The organism is Sphingomonas sp. C3-2, assembly GCF_033025475.1.
Lineage (GTDB): Bacteria > Pseudomonadota > Alphaproteobacteria > Sphingomonadales > Sphingomonadaceae > Sphingobium_A.
In genome coordinates this window covers 1,357,209-1,377,278 of sequence record NZ_CP130322.1, presented here as the reverse complement: position 1 = coordinate 1,377,278, position 20,070 = coordinate 1,357,209, and the positions used below count along the sequence as shown (strand labels likewise).

Here is a 20,070-nt window from a genome sequence, read left to right as displayed (position 1 = left end):
AATGTGTTGCGGGATTGTGTAACAAAATTGCCACAACATATTTCAAAATTCCGTCAATCTTGAATGTTGCATTTACAACCATGAATGCGCCGGGCACGTGTTTGTGATGCAACTAAAAAGTGCGCCAATTGTGGGGAGCGCACGCCTGGTTGTTGACCAGAGCCCTGGCCGCTGAATGTCGGCCGGTACCTTCACAAAGGGATGTTGGTGTAAATGAAAAGTAGCTTTATGCGTTTGCGCGCGGGTGCGGCCCCGGTCGTTCTTGGCTTCGCGCTCCTGTCCGCTCCGGCTTTCGCTCAGGAAGATGCCGGCGAAGCGATCATCGTGACTGGTTCGCGCATCGCAAATGTTGAAATTGATGCCGTTTCGCCTGTCCAGGTGATTGGTAAGGAAGCTATTGCCAATTCGGGTGTCACGAACATCCAGGACCTGCTTCTCGAAAATCCCGTGTTTGGTACGCCTGCGCTCAGCCGTGCAAATTCGGCATTCCTGACGTCGGGCACCGGTGCGGCTACGGTCGATCTTCGCGATCTGGGTTCCGACCGCACGCTCGTTCTCATCGATGGCCGCCGTGTCGTTGCCGGTATTCCCGGTTCGTCGACCGTCGACCTCAACGTCATCCCGACGCAGTTCGTCGAGCGTGTTGACATTCTGACCGGCGGCGCTTCGTCGCTCTATGGCTCTGACGCTGTCGCCGGTGTCGTCAACTTCGTTTACAAGAAGAATTTCGAAGGTCTTGAAGCGGAAGGTCAGTATGGCATCACCCAGAAGGGTGATGATGCCAACTATCGCCTCAACCTGACTTATGGCGGTAACTTCGCTGATAACCGTGGTAACCTGATGGTGCACATGGGTTATTCGAAGCAGGAAGGCATCCTGTCGCGTAACCGCAAGGACACCTTCTACGATAACGCCGACAAATTTGCCTATGAAACCGGCGATCCGGCTGATTTCGGTACCGCAATCACGCCCTATTATTCGAGCTTCGCTTCGCAGGGCAGCTTCCTCGCAGGTGGCAAGCGCTTTACCTTTGACGCGGACAACAATCTGAAGGAAGGCTTTGACGTCAACACTGATGGTTTCAACCGTCAGTATTATCGCACGATCGCTGTGCCTGTTGAGCGTTACCTCTTCGCAGCCCGCGGCAATTACGAGCTTAACGACAACATCAATTTCTACGCTGAAGGCACCTACGCCAACACGAAGTCGTCGCGTGAGATCGAGCCTTTCGCGCTCGGTTCGGACGACGTTTTCCAGGCGTCGGGCGGTCTCGTGCCGATCGAATCGCTGGTCAACGGCGTTGCCGTTCTCAACCCCTATGTTCCGGCAGCGATCGCCGCTGCGGCGGTCGATCAGGACGGCGATGGTCTTCGCGACATCTCCTTCTCGAAGCGCCTTACCGACATGGGCACGCGCAATGGTTCGACCAGCCGTGACTTCTACCGCTTCGTGGCGGGTTTTGAAGGCTCGGTCTTCAAGGACTTCAAGTGGGACGTCAGCTATGTCTATGGCCGCACGTCTGAATCGCAGCAGTCCAATGGTCAGCCGAACATCCTGAACTTCGCCAACGCACTGTCGGCGGTTACGGATGTCAACGATCTGAACAACAACGGTCTCACCACCGACGTCATCTGCGCCAGCGCTGAAGCCCGCAAGCAGGGCTGCGTTCCGATCAACATTTTCGGTTTCAACTCGATCTCGTCCGAAGCGGCGAAATATGTTGCGGCTGAACAGAGCTACAACACGAGCATCACGCAGCAGGTTGTTTCGGCAAACCTCTCCGGTTCGCTGATCGAGCTTCCCGCAGGCCCGCTCGGCATCGCTATCGGTGCTGAATACCGCAAGGAAAGCAGCTCGGAAAATTGGGACGCACTCACCAATGCCGGTCTGAACGCTGGTAACGCACTGCCCGATACCCGTGGTTCGTTCAACGTCAAGGAAGTGTACGGCGAAGTGAACGTGCCGCTTCTTGCGGACACGCCCTTCTTCCACCGCCTCTCGCTGCGTGCGGCAGGTCGTATCTCCGATTATTCGACGGTCGGTACGATCTATACCTATAATGTGGGTGCTGAATGGTCGCCGATCTCGGACATCAAGTTCCGTGGCGGTTATGCACGTTCGGTCCGTGCTCCCAATGTTGGTGAGCTCTTCTCGGGCCTGTCGCAGACCTATCCGAGCGGCCTGAACGATCCGTGCACCGGCATCGGCGCAACTGGCGGCGGCGTTCTGGGTGACAACTGCCGTGCAGACGCTGGCGTGCTGGCAAACATCGCAGCAAATGGCGCATTCACGCTGACTCAGCCGGATCGTCAGGGCGTCAGCGGTTTCGACAGCGGCAACCCCAACCTGCGTGAAGAAACGTCGGATTCGTACACCCTTGGTGTCGCGATCAATCCGCGCTCGATCGACGCGCTTCGTAACCTGACGCTGACGGTCGACTATTACAACATCGGCATCAAGGGTGCCGTTGTTGCTCCGCCGCGCCAGTTCATCCTCGATCAGTGCTACCGCGAAGGTAACCAGTCGTTCTGCGATCTGGTGGATCGTCGTCAGACTGCAACCGCAAACAACAGCGCCGGTTCGCTTGAGTTCATCGATGCGCCGCTGTTCAACGGCGGTAAGCTGAAGGTCGAGGGTATCGACGTCGCGGTTGCATACAGCACCTCGTTCGACGCGCTTGGCAGCGGTGGCCGCCTCAGCGGTCGTATTGCCTATACCCGCGTGCTTGATGGTTATGTCATCTCGGTCCCGGGTGGCGAGAAGGACAAGTTCGCTGGTGAAATCGGTAACGCCAAGGACAAGTTCACCGCCAACCTGACCTATGGCAACGAAAAGCTGAGCTGGAACTTCACCGGTACGTATATCGGCAAGTCCTATGAAGACGATCAGCTGCTGCGCGCCTATGGCCTCGACAAGCACGACATCTCGGTCGATGCGGAATTCTATCTGGATACCCAGGTCCGTGTCATGCCGACCGAGCGTGTTGAACTGTTCTTCGGTATCGATAACCTGCTGAACAACAAGGCACCGCGCATCCTGTCGGGCACCTCGTTCAACACCACCGGTACGAACACTGCCGCAGACGTCTATGACGTTTTCGGTCGTCGCTTCTACACGGGTGCGAAGTTCAAGTTCTGAGCCTTTCGGCTTTGATCTGAAAGAAGGGGGCAGGGCTTCGGCTCTGCCCCTTTTTTATGGATCGAAGGTGCGCGTACCGCGTGCGCCCCTTATCCACAGGGCAAAACAAAAGGGCGCCCGGTTTCCCGGACGCCCTTTTTGCGTCTCCGAACCTCCGGCCCGTCAGCCCCGGCGCAGTACCAGCGCGCCGTCGCCTTCATCCACCTTCAGCGTGGTGCCGTCGGGCACCTCGCCGCGCAGGATCATGTCGGCGAGTGGGTCCTGCAGATATTTCTGCACCGCGCGCTTCAGCGGGCGGGCACCGTAGACCGGGTCATAGCCGACCCGGCCCAGCCAGGCGCGCGCCGCGTCGGTCAGGTCGAGCGTGATCTTGCGATCCTTGAGCAGCTTCTGAACCCGCGCCACCTGGATGTCGACGATCGGGCCCATATGCTTCTGCGCAAGCCTATGGAACAGGATGATCTCGTCCAGCCGGTTGAGGAATTCGGGGCGGAAATGCCCGCGCACGATTTCCATCACCTGTGGCTCGACATCATCGGTCGTCTGGTCGTCGGTCATCCCCGCCAGATACTGGCTGCCCAGGTTCGATGTCAGGATGATCAGCGTGTTCGAAAAATCCACCGTGCGGCCCTGGCCGTCGGTCAGGCGGCCATCGTCGAGCACCTGGAGCAGCACGTTGAAGACGTCCGAATGCGCCTTTTCCACCTCGTCGAACAGAACGACCTGATAGGGGCGCCGGCGCACCGCCTCGGTCAGCACGCCGCCTTCCTCATAACCGACATAGCCCGGAGGCGCACCGATCAGCCGCGAGACCGAGTGCTTCTCCATGAACTCCGACATGTCGATGCGGACCATCGCATTGTCGTCGTCGAACAGGAACCCGGCGAGCGCCTTGGTCAGCTCGGTCTTGCCCACGCCCGTGGGGCCGAGGAAGAGGAAGCTGCCGAGCGGCCGGTTGGGGTCCTGCAGCCCGGCGCGGCTGCGGCGGACGGCGGTCGACACGGCCTTCACCGCATCTTCCTGCCCGATCACGCGCTTGCCGATCATCGCTTCCATTTGGAGCAGCTTCTCGCGTTCGCCCTCCAGCATCTTGTCGACCGGAATCCCCGTCCAGCGGCTGACGACCGAGGCGATGTCCTCGCTCGTCACCTCCTCGCGCAGCATCGCGCTGCCGGTCATGGCGTCCGCCTCGGCCAGCTGCTTTTCCAGATTGGGGATGACGCCGTAGGAAAGCTCGCCCGCCCGCGCCAGATCGCCGCGCCGCTGCGCCTGATCAAGCTCGATGCGCGCGCCATCCAGCTGTTCCTTCAGCTTGGCGCCGGCGTGGATCTTTTCCTTCTCGCCCTGCCAGCGCGTGGTGAGTTCGGCCGATTCCTGCTCCAGATTGGCAAGCTCCGCCTCCAGCGCCGCCAGCCGGTCCTTCGATGCGTCGTCGGTTTCCTTTTTCAGCGCCTCGCGCTCGATCTTGAGCTGGATGATCCGGCGGTCGAGATTCTCGATTTCCTCGGGCTTCGATTCCACCTCCATGCGCAGGCGCGACGCGGCCTCGTCCATCAGGTCGATCGCCTTGTCGGGCAGGAAGCGGTCGGTGATGTAGCGGTTGGAAAGCGTCGCCGCCGAGACGATCGCCCCGTCGGTGATCCGCACGCCGTGGTGCAGCTCATATTTCTCCTTCAGCCCGCGCAGGATCGAAATCGTGTCCTCGACCGTGGGTTCGCCGACGAACACCGGCTGGAACCGCCGCTGGAGCGCGGGGTCCTTCTCGACATATTTCTGATATTCGTCGAGCGTGGTCGCGCCGATGCAGTGCAGCTCGCCGCGCGCGAGCGCGGGCTTCAACAGGTTGGAGGCATCCATCGCGCCGTCGGTCTTGCCCGCGCCGATCAGCGTGTGCATCTCGTCGACGAACAGCACGATCTGGCCTTCGGCGCCCTTCACCTCGTCGAGCACGCCCTTCAGGCGCTCCTCGAACTCGCCGCGATATTTCGCGCCTGCGATCAGCGCGCCCATGTCGAGCGCCATCAGCGTGCGATCCTTCAGCGAATCGGGCACATCGCCATTGGCGATGCGCAGCGCCAGCCCCTCGGCGATCGCGGTCTTGCCGACGCCGGGTTCGCCGATCAGCACGGGGTTGTTCTTGGTGCGGCGGGCAAGGATCTGGATCGTGCGGCGGATTTCCTCGTCGCGGCCAATCACGGGGTCGAGCTTGCCGTCCTTGGCGGCTTGCGTCAGGTCGCGCGCGAATTTCTTCAGCGCGTCGTAACGGTCCTCGGCACCCGCGGTGTCGGCGGTGCGCCCGCCGCGCAGCTGGTTGATCGCGCCGTTCAGTCCCTCGGCGGTCACACCCGCGGTTGCCAGCGCCTTACCGGCGGTCGTCGTCGTTGCGAGCACGAGCGCGAGCAGCAGCCGTTCGACTGTGACATAAGAGTCACCCGCCTTGCTCGCCACCTGCTCGGCGGAATCGAGGATGCGCACCAGATCATTGTCGAGCCCGGGCGCCGCCTGTGCGCCGCTGCCCGATACGGCGGGGATCTTCGCCAGCGCCTTGTCGGTTTCCGAAAGCGCCAGTTCGGCATGGCCCCCGGCTGCGCGAATCAGCCCGGATGCCATGCCCTGTTCGTCTTCGAGCAGCGCCTTCAGCAGATGTTCGGGGCTGATCCGCTGATGGTTCATGCGGATCGCCACCGTCTGTGCCGACTGCAGAAAGCCCTTTGCCCGGTCGGTGAATTTTTCGAGGTTCATGTCGCTCCCCAATGTCAAATCGTTCGCGATATGGTGTTGCAATTTTACAACACAAGGGGAGCGTGACTGTTAGCTCCCTGTTTTTTCCACCTTATCCGCGCCCGGTGCGAAAGTGTCTCCGAAAAAGTCCTTAGCGTACCAGCGCGGCGCGGTATCTGCGTCGGCGATCGCCGTTGCGATCTCATAATTGATCCGCGTGAATTTTGCAGCCGCATTCCAGTCAATCGGCAGGTCGGTCTGGTCGCTCACGCGGTGATAATGGGTCGCCAGGAAATCCTTGAACGCCTTTTCGCCGCCATTGCCGAAACCGGTCATCAGGAACACCGAGGGGATACCCTGCTGGACGAAGCGGTAATGGTCCGATCGCGTGAACAGCCCTTCGGCGGGCATCGGATCGGGGGACAGCGTCACGCCGGCACCCGCCGCCGCCTTCTGCACGATGGGGCCCAGCGTCGAGCGTTCGGCGCCAAAGGCGATCACGTCGTTGAAGTCATAGAGCAGCACCGGCATGTCGAGGTTGACGACGCTCACCACCTTGCCCGCGCGGGTTAGCGGATTGTGCGCCAGATATTCGGACCCGAGCAGCCCCTTTTCCTCGGCGGTGACGGCGGCGAACAGGATCGGGCGACGCGGCTTTATCGGGGCGTTCGCCATCGCGCGCGCCACTTCCAGCATCGTCGCGATGCCGGCGGCATTGTCCATCGCGCCATTGTGGATCTTGTCGCCTTCCTTGCTCTCGTCGATCCCGACATGGTCGAGATGCGCCATCAGCAGCACATATTCATTGGCCAGCGCGGGGTCCGATCCCGGCAGCATCGCGACGACATTGGGGCTGGTGAAATTGCGCCGCGTCAGCGTGCGCTCCACGCGCACTTCGGGCTTCAGCGCAAAGCCGGCGATGCGGGCATTTTTGCGCTCGGCCTCGGTCAGTATCTTGTCGAGCGAGCGGGGCGCACCGGCGAACAGCGCCTGGGCGGCCGGGGTGTCGACCGATGCGGTTGCGCGCAGCCCGGGTGCGGCGCGGTGCGGCGTGCCGTCCGCCTCGGTCCAGGCGATGCTCGGCTCGAACGCCGATTCAACCGACCGCGCCCAGGGACGCATCTTCAGCCGCTCGCGCGTGTTGACCGTGATCATGCCGATCGCGCCGCGGTCGCTCGCCATCTTGGCCTTGCTGTTCGCCAGATGCGCGCCAAGGTCGCTCGGGGTGCCCTTGGGAAAACCGCTCAGCGCGACGACGATCTTTCCCTTCACGTCCAGCCCGGCATAATCGTCGAACCCCTGGCCCGGGCTGTCGATGCCAAAGCCCACGAACACGACGGGGGCGCCCAGCGTCAGCTTTTCCTCGCCCGCGCCCACGCCAATGAGCACGTCCTTGCCGTGCGTGAACGTCTTGCCGCCTACGGTGAGCGTCGCCTCGGGCGTTTTGGTCAGCGTCAACTCGGCAAAGGGCACCTGCTGATACCATTTGCCATCGGCGGCGGGCTTCAGCCCCAGCGCCTCATAGCGGGTCGCGACATATTTGGCGGCGATGTCGTACCCGCGCGTGCCGGTGTTGCGCCCTTCCAACAGGTCGTCGGCCAGAAAGTCGACATGCGCGCGCACCGCTTCTGGGGCGAATTGAGGCTGGGGAGCCGGTTCGGCCTGGGCGGTGGTGGCGATCAGCGCCAGGGCCAGGGCGCTGGCGGAGGTCAGGCGTTTCATTCGGTTCGAAACTCGCTTGCAAAGGGAATGTTCTGCACCCTGCCTACCGCATGGTCCGCGCCCGATAAAGGCGTGCCAAGGGGGTATTTTAAGGGACGGTAGAATGGTTTGCGCGTCGCCGGGGCGCTGCTATGGTCGCGACCGGTTTCGAAAAAGGATGTTTCGATGCGCCCTATTGTCGCCCGGCTCTGCGCCGCGCCGCTTTTTGCCCTGATCGCCGTTCCACTTGCTGCCCAGACCCAGACCGCAGCCCCGGTTCCCGTCGCCACGCTGGTGAACAAGGTGGAGATCCCGCATGAGGAGTTCACGCTGGCCAACGGGCTGCGCGTGATCGTCCATACCGATCGCAAGGCGCCTGTCGTGGCGGTCTCGGTCTGGTACGATGTCGGCTCCAAGCACGAACCCAAGGGCAAGACCGGGTTCGCGCATCTCTTCGAACATCTGATGTTCAACGGGTCGGAAAACGCCCCCGGCGATTTCTTTGAACCGCTGCAGCAGGTAGGCGCCACCGATTTCAACGGCACCACCTGGTTCGATCGCACCAATTATTTCGAAACTGTGCCAACCGGCGCGCTCGAACGCGCGCTCTTCCTCGAATCCGATCGCATGGGCCATCTGCTCGGCGCGGTGACGCAGGACAAGCTCGATAACCAGCGCGGCGTCGTCCAGAACGAAAAGCGTCAGGGCGACAACCAGCCTTATGGTCTGGTCGAATATGCCCAGCTGGCCGCGCTGCTCCCGTCCGATCATCCTTATGGCCATTCGACGATCGGTTCGATGGCGGATCTCGACGCTGCCAGCCTTGAGGATGTGAAAAACTGGTTCCGCCAGCATTATGGCCCCAACAACGCCATCCTTGTGCTCGCGGGCGATATCGACGCCGCCGCCGCGCGCCCGCTGGTCGAGAAATATTTCGGCGATATCGCGCGCGGCCCGCAGACCCATCCGGTCGCGGCTGCGTTGCCCCAGCTTGCCGCCCGCAAGGATGAAGTGATGAAGGACCGCGTCGCGCAGACGCGCCTTTACCGCAACTGGGTGGTGCCGGGGCTGAACGATCCCGACAATGTGCCGCTCGCGGTGGGGGCCACCGTGCTCGGCGGCCTCGCCAGCTCGCGGCTCGACAATATGCTGGTGCGCGACGAAAAGGTCGCGGTGCGCGTCTCGGCCGACGTGCAGACCTTTGCTCAGCTCAGCTTTTTCGAGGTGCAGGTCGATGTGAAGCCGGGCGTCGATGCCGCCAAGGTGTCCGAGCGTCTCGACGCGATCCTCGCCGATTATGTGAAGAACGGCCCAACGGCGGACGAGGTTCAGCGCGTCGCGATGCGCGTCACCTCGGGCCGGATCGCCGGGCTTGAATCGGTCGGCGGGTTCAGCGGCAAGGCGGTCGCGCTCGCCGAGGGCGAACTTTATTCGAACGACGCCGATTATTACCGCAAGACGCTGGCGCAATATGCCGCAGCCACCCCGGCTCAGGTGACGGCGGCGCTGGGCAAATGGCTCAGCCGCCCGGTCTATGCGCTCACCGTCGAACCCGGCGAACGCGCGGCCTATGACGAGGCACAGAAATCGGCGGGCGGCTTTGCGCCCAGCTATTACCGGGCGCCCGCGCGCGGCGAAAAGCCGATGGCAAAGCCGTCGAAACTGCCCGTGGCAGAGGCTGTCCCCGCAAAGTCCGCAGGTATCGATCGCTCCAAGCTGCCCGAAGTCGGCGCCATCGCCGATCTCGATTTCCCGGCGGTCAGCCGCGCCACGCTCGGCAACGGTATCGAGATCGTCTATGCGCACCGCGACGCCGTGCCCATCACGCAGGTGGCCCTCAGCTTCGATGCGGGCAATGCCGCCGATCCCAAGGCGATGCTCGGCACCCAGTCGCTGATGCTCGCGCTGCTTGATGAAGGTACCAAGACGCTCGATTCGGTCCAGATCGCCGAACGCCAGGAAAGCCTCGGCGCGTCGATCAGCACCAGCGCGTCGATGGATACGACCAGCGTCAACCTGTTTGCGCTGTCCGACAATCTGGCGCCCTCGCTCGATCTCTTCGCCGATATCGTCCGCAACCCCGGTTTCAAGCCGGCTGAGGTCGAGCGCCTGCGCGGGCAGCAACTGGCGCGCATTTCGGCGGAAATGACCGATCCTTCGGCGATGGCGCGGCGCGTTCTGCCGCCGCTGCTCTACGGTGCGCAGCATCCTTACGGCGTTCCGTTCACCGGCACCGGCGATCCGGCGGCGGTGGCCAAGGTCTCGCGCAAGGATCTGGTCGCGTTTCACGATGCGTGGTTCCGCCCCGAAAAGGCAACGCTGTTCGTCGTCAGCGATCAGCCGCTCGAAGCGCTCAAGCCGCTCATCGAGGCGCGCTTCGGCAACTGGAAGGCCAAAGGCAAGGCGGGCGCCAAGAAGTTCGATACCCCGCTGCCGCCCGCGCAGCCCAAGATCGTTCTGGTCGATCGCAAGGATTCGCCCCAGTCGTTCATCCTCGGCGGTGAAGTGCTGCCGGTGAAGGGGACCGACGAACTCGCCGATCTGCTCGCCGCGAACGATGTGGTCGGCGGCAATTTCCTGTCGCGGATCAATATGGACCTGCGCGAAACCAAGGGCTGGTCTTACGGCGTCCGGGCGCAGGTCAACCGTGTCGCGCAGGATGTGCCCTATCTCGTCTTCGCACCGGTTCAGGCGGACAAGACCGGCCCCGCGATCACCGCGCTGCGCGAACAGATTGCGGCGTTCCTTGGGCCCAAGGGCGTGACGGCGGAGGAACTGGAACGTACCCGCAACGGCAGCATCCGCGAGCTCCCCGGCAGCTATGAAACCGCAGCCGATGTGCTGGGCGGTATGCAGCGCAATGTGCTCTTCAAGCGGTCCGACGATTATTACGACACGCTCGCCGCCCGGTACCGCGCGATGACGGCGGCCGATCTCGACAAGGCAGCCCGCGGCGCGATCGATCTCAACCGCATGACCTGGGTCGTCGTCGGTGATGCGGACAAGATCCGCAGCCAGCTCGAACCGCTCGGCTATGCGATCGAGGTCGTTCCGGCCGCGGCAAACTGACCCCCTCTAGGCACTGCAAGGAAGGATAATGGATATGGCAAATGTGGATGGCGCCTGGGATTGCGTCGTGAAGACCCCGCTGGGGGATCAGCAGTCGGTGTTCACGATCGCCAGCACGGGCGACAGCTTTTCGGGCGAGATGGTCGGCGCGATGGGCTCGCTCACCGCTGAAGAGGGCAAGATCGACGGCAACAAGCTCAGCTGGAAGATGAACCTCAAGGTTCCGATGCCGATGACGCTCGATTGCCAGGCCACGGTCGATGGCGACAGCATCACCGGTGCGGCCGGCGCGGGCGCGTTCGGCAGCTTCCCGCTTTCGGGCACGCGCAAGGCCTGATTTTCAGCCGCTTATAATGGGGAAGGGCGCCGGGGTTCCGGCGCCCTTTTTCGTGTCAGAAGGTATAACCGACGCCAACCGCGCCGAACCACTGGTTCGCGCTGCCCGCGTCGGAGACAATCGGGCTGTCCTTGAAGTCGCCCAGCTGCCGGCCATAATTGGCGATGCCGAACACCGACCAGCCCTGGCGCAGATCGTCGCCAAGCGCCCGGGTGGCGAGAAGCCCCGCATTCACGGTGCTGAACCCGCCCTTGGCGCTGTACGGCGCAAGGCCGCTGGCGGCGGCGCCATCGGCGTCGATATTGCGGTAATAACGGGCAAAGCCGTCGCCGACATAATCGGCCGATACCGACAGCGCGACCAGCGTGCGCTTGCTCAGCGGCACCGCATATTCCACCGCTGGCGTCACGACATAGCTTTTGTGCGCATTGGCCACGTCGGTGACATAGGTCACGCGCAGCGCCAGCGTGTCATATTCGCCCAGCAGCACGCCGCGTTTGGACACTGCGGCAAAGCCGCCCAGCTCGACGGCGACGTTCTTCTCGCCCAGCGCCTTTACCTGCGCGTCGCGGATGCCGTTCACCCGGTCCAGCCGCACGCCCGCCACCGGGCCGATCGAGAAGTTCAGCCCGTCAGTGTCGGGTTCGGGCAGCGCGTCAACATAAAGCTGCAGCCCGCGCATGAAGAAATGATGGTTCGAAACCTTGCCGCGCAGCTGAAAGCCGGGGAGCGCGCGGTAATCGTCCGATCCCTGATAGGACGGGCCGTAGGCGACGCCCGCCGCTACCGTCACCGTGTCGCGGTCCTGACCTGCGTTCTTCCCCTCGGGCGATTGCGCCATCGCCGGCTGGATGCCGGCAAGCGCGATGAGGGGGAGGGCGCTTAGCGAAAGGCGCCGCCACGGAGTCTTGAGAAATGTCATGTTTTGATAACTGCCACTTTTGGAAATGGTTGCGCCCGCACAGGGGGCGGCGGGCGTGGTCGTCTATAACGCTCTACCCGTCCCTTGTCGCTTTGAGCTTTGCTCCATCCTCCTGTAGGGCGGGGGACAAATGCCAAGCAAGCTTTCGTGCGACATCGCAATCATTGGTGGCGGCCTTTCGGGGGCGCTGATCGCGCTTGCGCTCCATACCCGCAAACCCGGGCTCGATGTCCGCTTGATCGAAGGCGCGCAGGTGATTGGGGGCGATCGCCACTGGGCGTTTCAGGAACATGATGTCGCGCCCGACCATCGCTGGCTGATCGCGCCTGTCGTCGCGCATATGTGGCGCGGGCACGATGTGCTGTTTCCGAACGGGGCGGCGGGCACCGATCACGGCATCTACAATGTCTCCTCCGAAACGCTTGATGCGCATGTCCGCGCGGTGCTGCCCGCCAGTTGGCTGATGCTGGGGCGGCGCGTCGCCGCCGTTACCCGGTCCAGCGTCGTGCTCGCGGGCGGGGATCGGATCCGCGCCAATGCCGTTATCGATACGCGCGCGCCGCTCGATCTCTCCGCGCTCGATCTCGCTTGGCAGAACCGGCTGGGGGAGGAACTGGTGCTCGATGCCGATCATGATCTGCGCCGCCCCATGCTGTGCGATGCGCGCTTCCCCGATATACGGGAACGGGCGCATTTCTTCAGCGCGCAGCCGCTGGGCCCCGACCGCATCTTCGTCCAGAGCAGGCTTTATGAAGCCGCGCCCGGCATGGATGTGGGCTGGCATCGCGATCGGATTGCCCATTACGCCGCCGCGCGCGGCTGGTCGCTCGCATATGAGACGCGGCAGAAAAGCGGCGTGTTGCCGCTCTGCATGGGCGGCGATTTCGAACGCTTCTGGAATGCGGGCGGGGTTCAGGTGCCCAAGACCGGCGTGCGCGCGGGCCTCTTCCATCCGCTCACCGGCCATGCGCTCCCCGATGCTGTCCGTGTCGCGGCCTATATCGCCGGGCTCGACCGGCTCGATGCGCCGCTGCTTCATGACGAGCTGTTCGAATTCGCGCGCGAGACCTGGGCGGCGCGCGGATTCTACCGGCTGTTCGGCACGCTGTTCTTCCGCGCGGCCTCTCCGGACGAGCGCGTGGCGATGCTCGAACGCGTCTACCGGCTTGATCCCGCAGCCATTGCGCGCTTCTATGCCGGGCATTCGACCGGCATCGACAAGGTCAGGCTCGTTGGGGGACGGCCTGTTGTCTCGATCCGCCGGGCGATCGCCGCAATCAGGGAGAAACGCGCGTGACGTCAGGGGGAAAGACGGCAGCGGTCATTGGTGCGGGGATTGGCGGTCTCGCGTTGGCCATCCGGCTTCAGTCGGCGGGTATCGATACGGTCGTGCTCGAAGCGCGCGATCAGCCGGGCGGGCGCGCGCAGGTGTGGCAGCGCGGTGGCTTCACCTTCGATGCCGGGCCGTCGTCGATTTCGGACCCCGCCGCGCTGCGTGCGCTTTGGGCGCTGTCGGGGCGCGATATGGCCGAAGATGTCACGCTGCTGCCGGTCCGGCCCTTTTACCGGCTCAACTGGCCCGATGGCAACCAGTTCGATTTTTCGGATGACGAACAGGTGCTCCAGCAGGAAATTCTCCGGCTCGATCCACGCGATCTGCAGGGCTATCAGCGTTTTCTCGATTACGCCGCCAAGGCCAAGGACGGCGCCTATGACCGGCTGGCACAGGAACGGCTCACCGATTTCGCCGCGATGGCGCGCGCGGTGCCCATGCTGGTGAAAACCCAGGCGTGGCGCTCGGCTTACGGCATCGCCGCGCGCTTCGTGGAAAATGAAAAGCTGCGTCAGGCGCTCAGCTTCCAGACGCTGTTTCTCGGCGGCAATCCGATGCGCGCCAGCGGGCTCCACGCGCTGATCCACATGGTCGAAAAGCGCACCGGGCTGTGGTTCGCCAAGGGCGGCACCGGCCAGCTGGTCGCGGGCATGGTCCGGCTGTTCGAACGGCTGGGCGGCACGCTCCGGCTCGGTGATCCGGTCGCCGAGATCGAAACCGCGGGCGATCGCGCGATAGCAGTCCGCACCGTCGCGGGCGAGCGGCTGACGCCGACGATGATCGCCAGCAATGCCGATATCATGCACAGCTATGCGCATCTGCTCGCGAACAGCCCGCGCGGGCGTCAGGCGGCCGATGCGCTGTCGCGCAAGGCCTTCTCGCCGGGGATGTTCATCGTCCATTTTGGCGTGCGCGGCAGCTGGCCGGGCATCCCGCACAATATGGTGCTGTTCGGTCCGCGCTATCGCGGGCTGTGGGGGGACATCTTCGATTTCGGCGTGCTGCCGCACGATCTGACCCTTTATCTCCACCATCCCACCGTCACCGATCCCGCGCTCGCGCCCGAGGGGCAGTCGGTCTTCACCGCGATGGTGCCGGTGCCCAATATCGGGCGCCTGCCCGTGGACTGGAACGAGATCGGCCCGCTCATCGAACGCCGCGTGCTCGACGAGATCGGCCGTCGGCTGATCCCCGATATCGATGCGCGCATCGTCACCAAATTCCACTATACGCCCGCCGACAGCGCGGCCGATCTCGGCGCCTATCTGGGCAATGCCTTTTCGCTTGAGCCGTTGTTGAAACAAAGCGGCTGGTTCCGCGTCCACAACCGTGATGACGCGATACACAATCTCTATTTCGTGGGGGCGGGCACGCACCCCGGCGCGGGGATACCGGGTGTCGTGGCAGGCGCCGGGATCACTGCGGCAATGATGCTGGAGGATTTCAGGAAATGACGCGTTTCACCGTGTTTTGCGGGTCCAGCATGGGGGAATCACCCGTGCACGCCGCAATCGCTGAGGAGCTTGGCCGTGAACTAGCGGGCGCCGGTGTCGGGCTGGTGTATGGCGGCGGCAATGTCGGGCTGATGGGCGTGGTCGCCGATGCGGCGCTTGGTGCGGGGGGTGAGGTGATCGGCGTGATCCCGCGCGCGCTGGTCGACCGCGAACTCGCGCATGAAGGCTGCACCGAACTCCACGTCACCGCCAATATGCACGAACGCAAGGCGCTGATGGCCGAACTGGCGACAGGGTTCATCGCACTGCCGGGCGGCATCGGCACGATGGAGGAATTGTTCGAGGTGTGGACCTGGGGGCAGCTCGGCTGGCACATGAAGCCTTGCGCGCTGCTCAACGTCCATGGCTATTATGACGGGCTGATCACGTTTCTCGACACGATGGTCGAGCAGGGTTTCCTCCGTCAGGAACACCGCGACATGCTGATCGTCACCGACCGCGTCGCCGATCTGCTCGATCTGCTCGCCGATTATATCCCGCCGCAGACGAGCAAGTGGATCGAGCGCGAGGATCTCTGACCAAGGAAGCATGCATATGGCGGACGAGCGCATTGCCCTGATCGAAGCAGATATCACCACGCTCGATGTCGATGCGATCGTCAATGCCGCCAATAACAGCCTGCTTGGCGGCGGTGGTGTTGACGGCGCCATCCACCGCGCCGCCGGTCCGCACTTGCTCGAAGCCTGCCGCGCGATCGGCGGTTGCCCCACGGGCGAGGCGCGACTCACCCCCGGCTTTCGCCTGCCCGCGCGCCATGTGATCCACACCGTCGGCCCGGTCTGGCAGGGCGGCGGGGCGGGGGAGGCCGATCTGCTCACCGCCTGCTATGCCAACACGCTGGCGCTGGCCGAGGCGCACGCCATTCGCAGCATCGCCTTTCCCGCGATCAGCTGCGGCGTCTATGGCTATCCGATTGCGGCGGCGACGGCGATCGCGGTCGAATGCGTGCGCAACTGGCTGGATAGCCATGATTTTCCGCAGAAGGTCTATTTCGTCGCCTTTGGCGCCGCGGTGCGCGATGCCTATCGCGCCGCGCTCGCGGGCTGAGGCGCCTTTACCCGCCATCTTTCAAGGCTCCGGCATTGGCGGTACAGCGCGCGGCATGAAGAAATACCTATTCGTGATCGCCCCGCTCGCGCTCCTCTCCGCTTGCGCGACTCCGGAGACCCGCCTGCGCAACGGGCTGCAGGATGCTGGGCTGTCGGCCGCCACGGCGTCGTGCATGGCAAACCGCATGGTGAACGAGCTTTCCTATACCCAACTAAGGAGAATCTCCTCGCTCTCGACGCTCAAAGGCCAGCGGATGAACGAGCTTTCCGCTGCGGAATTCATGCATAAGGTGCGTGCGCTCAAGGATCCGGAGATCATCGCAGAGACCGGCCGGGCCGCCGCGATCTGCGCCCTGGCGCGATAGACCCTGCCAAACGCGGGCTTTCATTCATTGTCGAGCTATGCTTTAGCCCCATCCGACTCTAATTTTGTTGCAACGCGGAAAGGCTTGGCGCAGCGATGAACATTCACGAATATCAGGCGAAGGAACTGCTTGCGAAGTTCGGCGTGCCCGTACCGGCAGGTCATGCGGCGCTGAGCGTCGAAGAAGCGGTTGAGGCTGCAAAGCAGCTTCCGGGGCCGCTCTACGTCGTGAAGGCGCAGATTCACGCAGGTGGTCGCGGTAAGGGCAAGTTTAAGGAACTCGGCCCCGACGCAAAGGGCGGTGTTCGCCTTGCCAAGACCCTCGATGAAGTGAAGGCACACGCTGCCGACATGCTCGGCAACACGCTCGTCACCATCCAGACCGGCGAAGCCGGCAAGCAGGTGAACCGCCTGTACGTCACCGACGGCGTCGACATCGAGAAGGAATTCTACCTCGCCGTTCTCGTCGATCGCGCCACCGGCCGCGTCGCGATGGTCGCATCGACCGAAGGCGGCATGGACATTGAAGAGGTCGCACACTCGACCCCCGAAAAGATCCACACGCTCGACATCGATCCCGCCACCGGCTTCATGCCGCACCACGGCCGCGCCGTGGCTGCCGCGCTCGAGCTTTCGGGCGATCTCGCCAAGCAGGCCGCCAATGTTGCTGCCAAGCTCTATGACGCATTCCTCGGCACCGACGCCGCGCAGATCGAAATCAACCCGCTCGCGATCACCGGCGATAACAAGCTGATGGTTCTCGACGCCAAGGTCGGCTTCGATTCGAACGCGCTCTATCGTCATAAGGACCTGATGGAACTGCGCGACGAAACCGAAGAAGATCCGGCTGAACTCGAAGCGTCGAAGTACGACCTCGCCTACATCAAGCTCGATGGCGACATCGGCTGCATGGTGAACGGTGCGGGCCTCGCCATGGCGACGATGGACATCATCAAGCTCAACGGCGCATTCCCCGCCAACTTCCTCGACGTCGGCGGCGGCGCGAACAAGGAAAAGGTCACCTCGGCGTTCAAGATCATCCTGAGCGATCCGGCGGTGAAGGGCATCCTCGTCAACATCTTCGGCGGCATCATGCGCTGCGACATCATCGCAGAAGGCATCGTTGCAGCGGCCAAGGAAGTGAACCTCTCGGTGCCGCTCGTCGTCCGCCTCGAAGGCACCAATGTCGACGAAGGCAAGAAGATTCTCGCTGAATCGGGCCTCGCCATCGTTCCCGCCAACGATCTGGGCGATGCTGCCAAGAAGATCGTCGCGGAAGTGAAGGCTGTCGCATAAGCGCAATTCAGACTTGACCCGGGCCCCATGATCTAGAATTTGTCCGGACAAATTTTGGTCATGGGCTCCCGCTCCGGCGGGAGTTGTGGCAAAGAGGTGAAGCAGTTCGTTTGAGCTCCCTCCCCAGGGTCGTTCAGGCAAGGAAGGAAGGCAGGCAATGAAAGTGCTCGTTCCGGTCAAGCGCGTGCTTGACTATAACGTAAAGCCCCGCGTGAAGGCGGATGGCTCGGGCGTCGATCTTGCAAACGTCAAGATGTCGATGAACCCGTTTGACGAAATCTCGGTCGAAGAAGCGATCCGCCTGAAGGAAAAGGGCGTTGCTACGGAGATCGTCGTCGTGTCGATCGGCGAAGCCAAGGCTCAGGAAACGCTGCGCACCGCGCTGGCAATGGGCGCAGACCGCGCGATCCTGATCCAGGCCGAAGGCGAAGTCGAGCCGCTGGCCGTTGCCAAGCTGCTCCAGAAGGTCGTCGAAGCCGAAGCGCCGCAGCTCGTCATTCTCGGCAAGCAGGCGATCGACGACGATTCGAACCAGACCGGTCAGATGCTCGCCGCGCTCCTCGGCTGGGGCCAGGGCACTTTCGCTTCGAAGCTCGAAATCGAAGGCGATTCGGCCAAGGTCACCCGCGAAGTCGACGGCGGCCTTGAAACGGTGAGCCTCAAGCTCCCCACGATCGTCACCACCGATCTTCGTCTCAACGAACCGCGCTATGCTTCGCTGCCCAACATCATGAAGGCAAAGTCGAAGCCGCTCGATCAGAAGACGCCCGCCGATTACGGCGTCGACACCGCACCGCGTCTCAAGACCCTTAAGGTCGGCGAACCGCCCGTGCGTCAGGCCGGCATCAAGGTCGCCGACGTCGATGAACTGGTTGCGAAACTCAAGGCTCTGGGAGTGGCGGCATGAGCGTCCTCGTCCTCGTCGAACATGACAATGCGTCGGTAAAGGACGCAACGCTGGCCGCGGTCACCGCAGCCTCGAAGCTGGGCGAAGTCCACGCACTGGTCGCCGGTGCAGGCGCGCAGGCTGCTGCCGATGCCGCCGCGCAGATCGCCGGCGTCGCCAAGGTGCTGCTCGCGGACGACGCGGCTTATGGCCATGCGCTCGCCGAAAACGTCGCACCGCTGGTTGTCGATCTGATGGCTGGCTATGACGCGTTCGTCGCGCCCGCTACCTCGAACGGCAAGAACATCGCGCCGCGCGTCGCCGCGCTGCTCGACGTCGCACAGATCTCGGACATCCTGTCGGTCGAAAGCGCCGACACCTTCACCCGTCCGATCTATGCCGGCAACGCCATTGCAACCGTCCAGTCGTCGGATGCGAAGAAGGTGATCACCGTGCGCGGCACCGCCTTCGAAAAGGCTGCTGCCACCGGCGGTTCGGCTTCGGTCGAAGCCGTTTCGGGCAAGGGCGACGCAGGTCTCTCGTCGTTCGTCGGCGCCGAAATCGCCAAGAGCGAGCGTCCTGAACTGACCTCGGCGAAGATCATCGTCTCGGGCGGTCGTGCGCTGGGTTCGGAAGAACAGTTCCACGCCGTGATCGATCCGCTTGCCGACAAGCTCGGCGCAGCGGTCGGCGCATCGCGCGCGGCGGTCGATGCGGGCTATGCCCCCAACGACTATCAGGTCGGCCAGACCGGCAAGATCGTCGCTCCCGAAGTCTATGTCGCCGTCGGCATCTCGGGTGCGATCCAGCACCTCGCCGGCATGAAGGACTCGAAGACGATCATCGCGATCAACAAGGACGAGGACGCCCCCATCTTCCAGGTGGCGGACATTGGCCTTGTCGGCGATCTCTTCAAGGTCGTGCCCGAGCTGACCGAAAAGCTCTGATCCGACCCGACGTTTTTCGTCACAAAGGGGGCTCCGGCAGTGCCGGGGCCCCTTTTTGTTTGGGTGTTTGTCGTCGGCCGCACGCGGTGTCATGATCGGCCCATGCACGATCTCGACACGACGCCGCCTTTCGCTTCGCTCGTTCGCGAAACCACCGTGATCGCCGATGTCGCGCGCTATGCGCTGCGCGGGCGCCGGGTGGCGCGCGTCTATGAAGGGCGCGGCCGCCCCGTCATGGTCATTCCGGGTTTTCTGGCGACCGACGGGTTCACTATCCCGCTGCGCCGCGCGCTCGCCTCGGCCGGCTATCGCAGCTTTGGCTGGGGGCTGGGGCGCAATACCGGTGTAGCGGCCGACATCTTCGAGCGGCTCGACCGGCAACTCGATGCCGTGCTGCGCGACACCGACGATCCTGTGGCGCTTGTCGGTTGGAGCCTGGGCGGCCTGATCGCGCGCGAATATGCAAAACACGCGCCGGGGCGGGTGGAGCGGGTGATCACGCTCGGCAGCCCCTTTTCGGGCGATATCCGCGCCAACCATGCCTGGCGGCTCTATGAACGGGTTAACGGCCATCCGGTCGATCGGCTGCCCATTCCGGTGACGCTGGCCGCCAAGCCGCCGGTGCCGACCACCGCCTTGTGGTCGCGCGCCGACGGGATCGTCGCCCCCGGCAGTTCGCGGGGGCAGGCGGGAGAGGCCGACCGCATGGTCGAACTCTCCTGCACCCATATGGGCTTCGTCGTCGCTGAGGAGGCACTGGCGGCCGTGCTCCAGGCGCTCCGCGGCTGACCTC

The 20,070-nt window shown here is 63.4% G+C and carries 15 protein-coding genes; 12 read left to right on the top strand and 3 right to left on the bottom strand.

What is annotated here, in order from left to right; all coding sequences use genetic code 11:
• Positions 1–213 precede the first annotated feature (213 nt).
• The gene (locus tag QYC26_RS06690; RefSeq protein WP_317514617.1) at positions 214–3,138 is read left to right on the top strand and encodes a TonB-dependent receptor domain-containing protein; all 2,925 of its coding nucleotides are present in this window, start codon (positions 214–216) and stop codon (positions 3,136–3,138) included.
• Between the two features lie 162 nt (positions 3,139–3,300).
• Here the strand turns inward: QYC26_RS06690 and clpB are convergent, their stop codons facing one another.
• Both clpB and QYC26_RS06680 read right to left on the bottom strand, forming a co-directional pair.
• Entirely contained in the window at positions 3,301–5,880 is a 2,580-nt protein-coding gene (clpB, locus tag QYC26_RS06685) for an ATP-dependent chaperone ClpB (protein WP_317514616.1), read from the bottom strand.
• Between the two features lie 69 nt (positions 5,881–5,949).
• A complete protein-coding gene (locus QYC26_RS06680; protein ID WP_317514615.1) occupies positions 5,950–7,581 on the bottom strand; it encodes a M28 family metallopeptidase in 1,632 nt (543 codons plus the stop codon).
• A gap of 165 nt (positions 7,582–7,746) precedes the next feature.
• On the opposite strand from QYC26_RS06680, the gene QYC26_RS06675 reads away from it, so the two are divergent.
• Together QYC26_RS06675 and QYC26_RS06670 are read left to right on the top strand one after the other, a co-directional pair.
• Complete coding sequence (locus QYC26_RS06675) at positions 7,747–10,629, top strand: pitrilysin family protein (protein ID WP_317514614.1); 2,883 nt, start codon at positions 7,747–7,749, stop codon at positions 10,627–10,629.
• 34 nt (positions 10,630–10,663) lie between these two features.
• The gene (locus tag QYC26_RS06670; protein WP_317515014.1) at positions 10,664–10,966 is read left to right on the top strand and encodes a hypothetical protein; all 303 of its coding nucleotides are present in this window, start codon (positions 10,664–10,666) and stop codon (positions 10,964–10,966) included.
• A gap of 55 nt (positions 10,967–11,021) precedes the next feature.
• On the opposite strand, the gene QYC26_RS06665 is transcribed toward QYC26_RS06670, so the two are convergent.
• Positions 11,022–11,888 (bottom strand): MipA/OmpV family protein, encoded by an 867-nt coding sequence (locus tag QYC26_RS06665; protein ID WP_317514613.1) that lies wholly within the window; start codon positions 11,886–11,888, stop codon positions 11,022–11,024.
• Positions 11,889–12,018: 130 nt separating this feature from the next.
• Between QYC26_RS06665 and crtY the strand changes: the two genes are divergently transcribed.
• The 9 genes from crtY (at position 12,019) to QYC26_RS06620 (ending at position 20,066) form a co-directional block, all read left to right on the top strand.
• Positions 12,019–13,185, top strand: coding sequence for a lycopene beta-cyclase CrtY (gene crtY, locus QYC26_RS06660; protein WP_317514612.1), 1,167 nt, complete (start codon positions 12,019–12,021; stop codon positions 13,183–13,185).
• Positions 13,182–14,675, top strand: a complete 1,494-nt coding sequence (locus QYC26_RS06655) for a phytoene desaturase (RefSeq protein ID WP_317514611.1) — start codon at positions 13,182–13,184, stop codon at positions 14,673–14,675. Before crtY ends, QYC26_RS06655 begins: the two co-directional genes overlap by 4 nt.
• A complete protein-coding gene (locus QYC26_RS06650; protein WP_317514610.1) occupies positions 14,672–15,253 on the top strand; it encodes a TIGR00730 family Rossman fold protein in 582 nt (193 codons plus the stop codon). The genes QYC26_RS06655 and QYC26_RS06650 overlap by 4 nt, the downstream gene beginning before the upstream one ends.
• Positions 15,254–15,269: 16 nt before the next feature.
• Positions 15,270–15,782 carry an O-acetyl-ADP-ribose deacetylase gene (locus QYC26_RS06645; protein ID WP_317514609.1) on the top strand — a complete coding sequence of 171 codons (513 nt, stop codon included), beginning with the start codon at positions 15,270–15,272 and terminating at the stop codon, positions 15,780–15,782.
• Positions 15,783–15,837: 55 nt separating this feature from the next.
• Positions 15,838–16,149 (top strand): hypothetical protein, encoded by a 312-nt coding sequence (locus QYC26_RS06640; RefSeq protein WP_317514608.1) that lies wholly within the window; start codon positions 15,838–15,840, stop codon positions 16,147–16,149.
• A 95-nt stretch (positions 16,150–16,244) separates the two neighbouring features.
• The gene (gene sucC / locus QYC26_RS06635) at positions 16,245–17,444 is read left to right on the top strand and encodes an ADP-forming succinate--CoA ligase subunit beta (RefSeq protein ID WP_317514607.1); all 1,200 of its coding nucleotides are present in this window, start codon (positions 16,245–16,247) and stop codon (positions 17,442–17,444) included.
• A 157-nt stretch (positions 17,445–17,601) separates the two neighbouring features.
• Positions 17,602–18,351 (top strand): electron transfer flavoprotein subunit beta/FixA family protein, encoded by a 750-nt coding sequence (locus QYC26_RS06630; protein ID WP_317514606.1) that lies wholly within the window; start codon positions 17,602–17,604, stop codon positions 18,349–18,351.
• On the top strand, positions 18,348–19,277 hold the full coding sequence (locus tag QYC26_RS06625; protein WP_317514605.1) for an electron transfer flavoprotein subunit alpha/FixB family protein: 930 nt from the start codon (positions 18,348–18,350) through the stop codon (positions 19,275–19,277). Before QYC26_RS06630 ends, QYC26_RS06625 begins: the two co-directional genes overlap by 4 nt.
• 102 nt (positions 19,278–19,379) lie before the next feature.
• Complete coding sequence (locus QYC26_RS06620; RefSeq protein ID WP_317514604.1) at positions 19,380–20,066, top strand: esterase/lipase family protein; 687 nt, start codon at positions 19,380–19,382, stop codon at positions 20,064–20,066.
• The last annotated feature ends 4 nt before the right edge of the window (positions 20,067–20,070 follow it).

What these genes read in the sequence shown, in the direction of transcription:
- QYC26_RS06675 (WP_317514614.1), top strand. Translation starts at nt 7,747, where the DNA reads ATGCGCCCTATTGTCGCCCGGCTCTGCGCCGCGCCGCTTTTTGCCCTG.
- QYC26_RS06645 (WP_317514609.1), top strand. Translation starts at nt 15,270, where the DNA reads ATGGCGGACGAGCGCATTGCCCTGATCGAAGCAGATATCACCACGCTC.
- QYC26_RS06640 (WP_317514608.1), top strand. Translation starts at nt 15,838, where the DNA reads ATGAAGAAATACCTATTCGTGATCGCCCCGCTCGCGCTCCTCTCCGCT.
- QYC26_RS06680 (WP_317514615.1), bottom strand. Translation starts at nt 7,581, where the DNA reads ATGAAACGCCTGACCTCCGCCAGCGCCCTGGCCCTGGCGCTGATCGCC.
- sucC (WP_317514607.1), top strand. Translation starts at nt 16,245, where the DNA reads ATGAACATTCACGAATATCAGGCGAAGGAACTGCTTGCGAAGTTCGGC.
- QYC26_RS06650 (WP_317514610.1), top strand. Translation starts at nt 14,672, where the DNA reads ATGACGCGTTTCACCGTGTTTTGCGGGTCCAGCATGGGGGAATCACCC.
- QYC26_RS06690 (WP_317514617.1), top strand. Translation starts at nt 214, where the DNA reads ATGAAAAGTAGCTTTATGCGTTTGCGCGCGGGTGCGGCCCCGGTCGTT.
- QYC26_RS06620 (WP_317514604.1), top strand. Translation starts at nt 19,380, where the DNA reads ATGCACGATCTCGACACGACGCCGCCTTTCGCTTCGCTCGTTCGCGAA.
- QYC26_RS06665 (WP_317514613.1), bottom strand. Translation starts at nt 11,888, where the DNA reads ATGACATTTCTCAAGACTCCGTGGCGGCGCCTTTCGCTAAGCGCCCTC.
- clpB (WP_317514616.1), bottom strand. Translation starts at nt 5,880, where the DNA reads ATGAACCTCGAAAAATTCACCGACCGGGCAAAGGGCTTTCTGCAGTCG.
- QYC26_RS06625 (WP_317514605.1), top strand. Translation starts at nt 18,348, where the DNA reads ATGAGCGTCCTCGTCCTCGTCGAACATGACAATGCGTCGGTAAAGGAC.
- crtY (WP_317514612.1), top strand. Translation starts at nt 12,019, where the DNA reads ATGCCAAGCAAGCTTTCGTGCGACATCGCAATCATTGGTGGCGGCCTT.
- QYC26_RS06630 (WP_317514606.1), top strand. Translation starts at nt 17,602, where the DNA reads ATGAAAGTGCTCGTTCCGGTCAAGCGCGTGCTTGACTATAACGTAAAG.
- QYC26_RS06670 (WP_317515014.1), top strand. Translation starts at nt 10,664, where the DNA reads ATGGCAAATGTGGATGGCGCCTGGGATTGCGTCGTGAAGACCCCGCTG.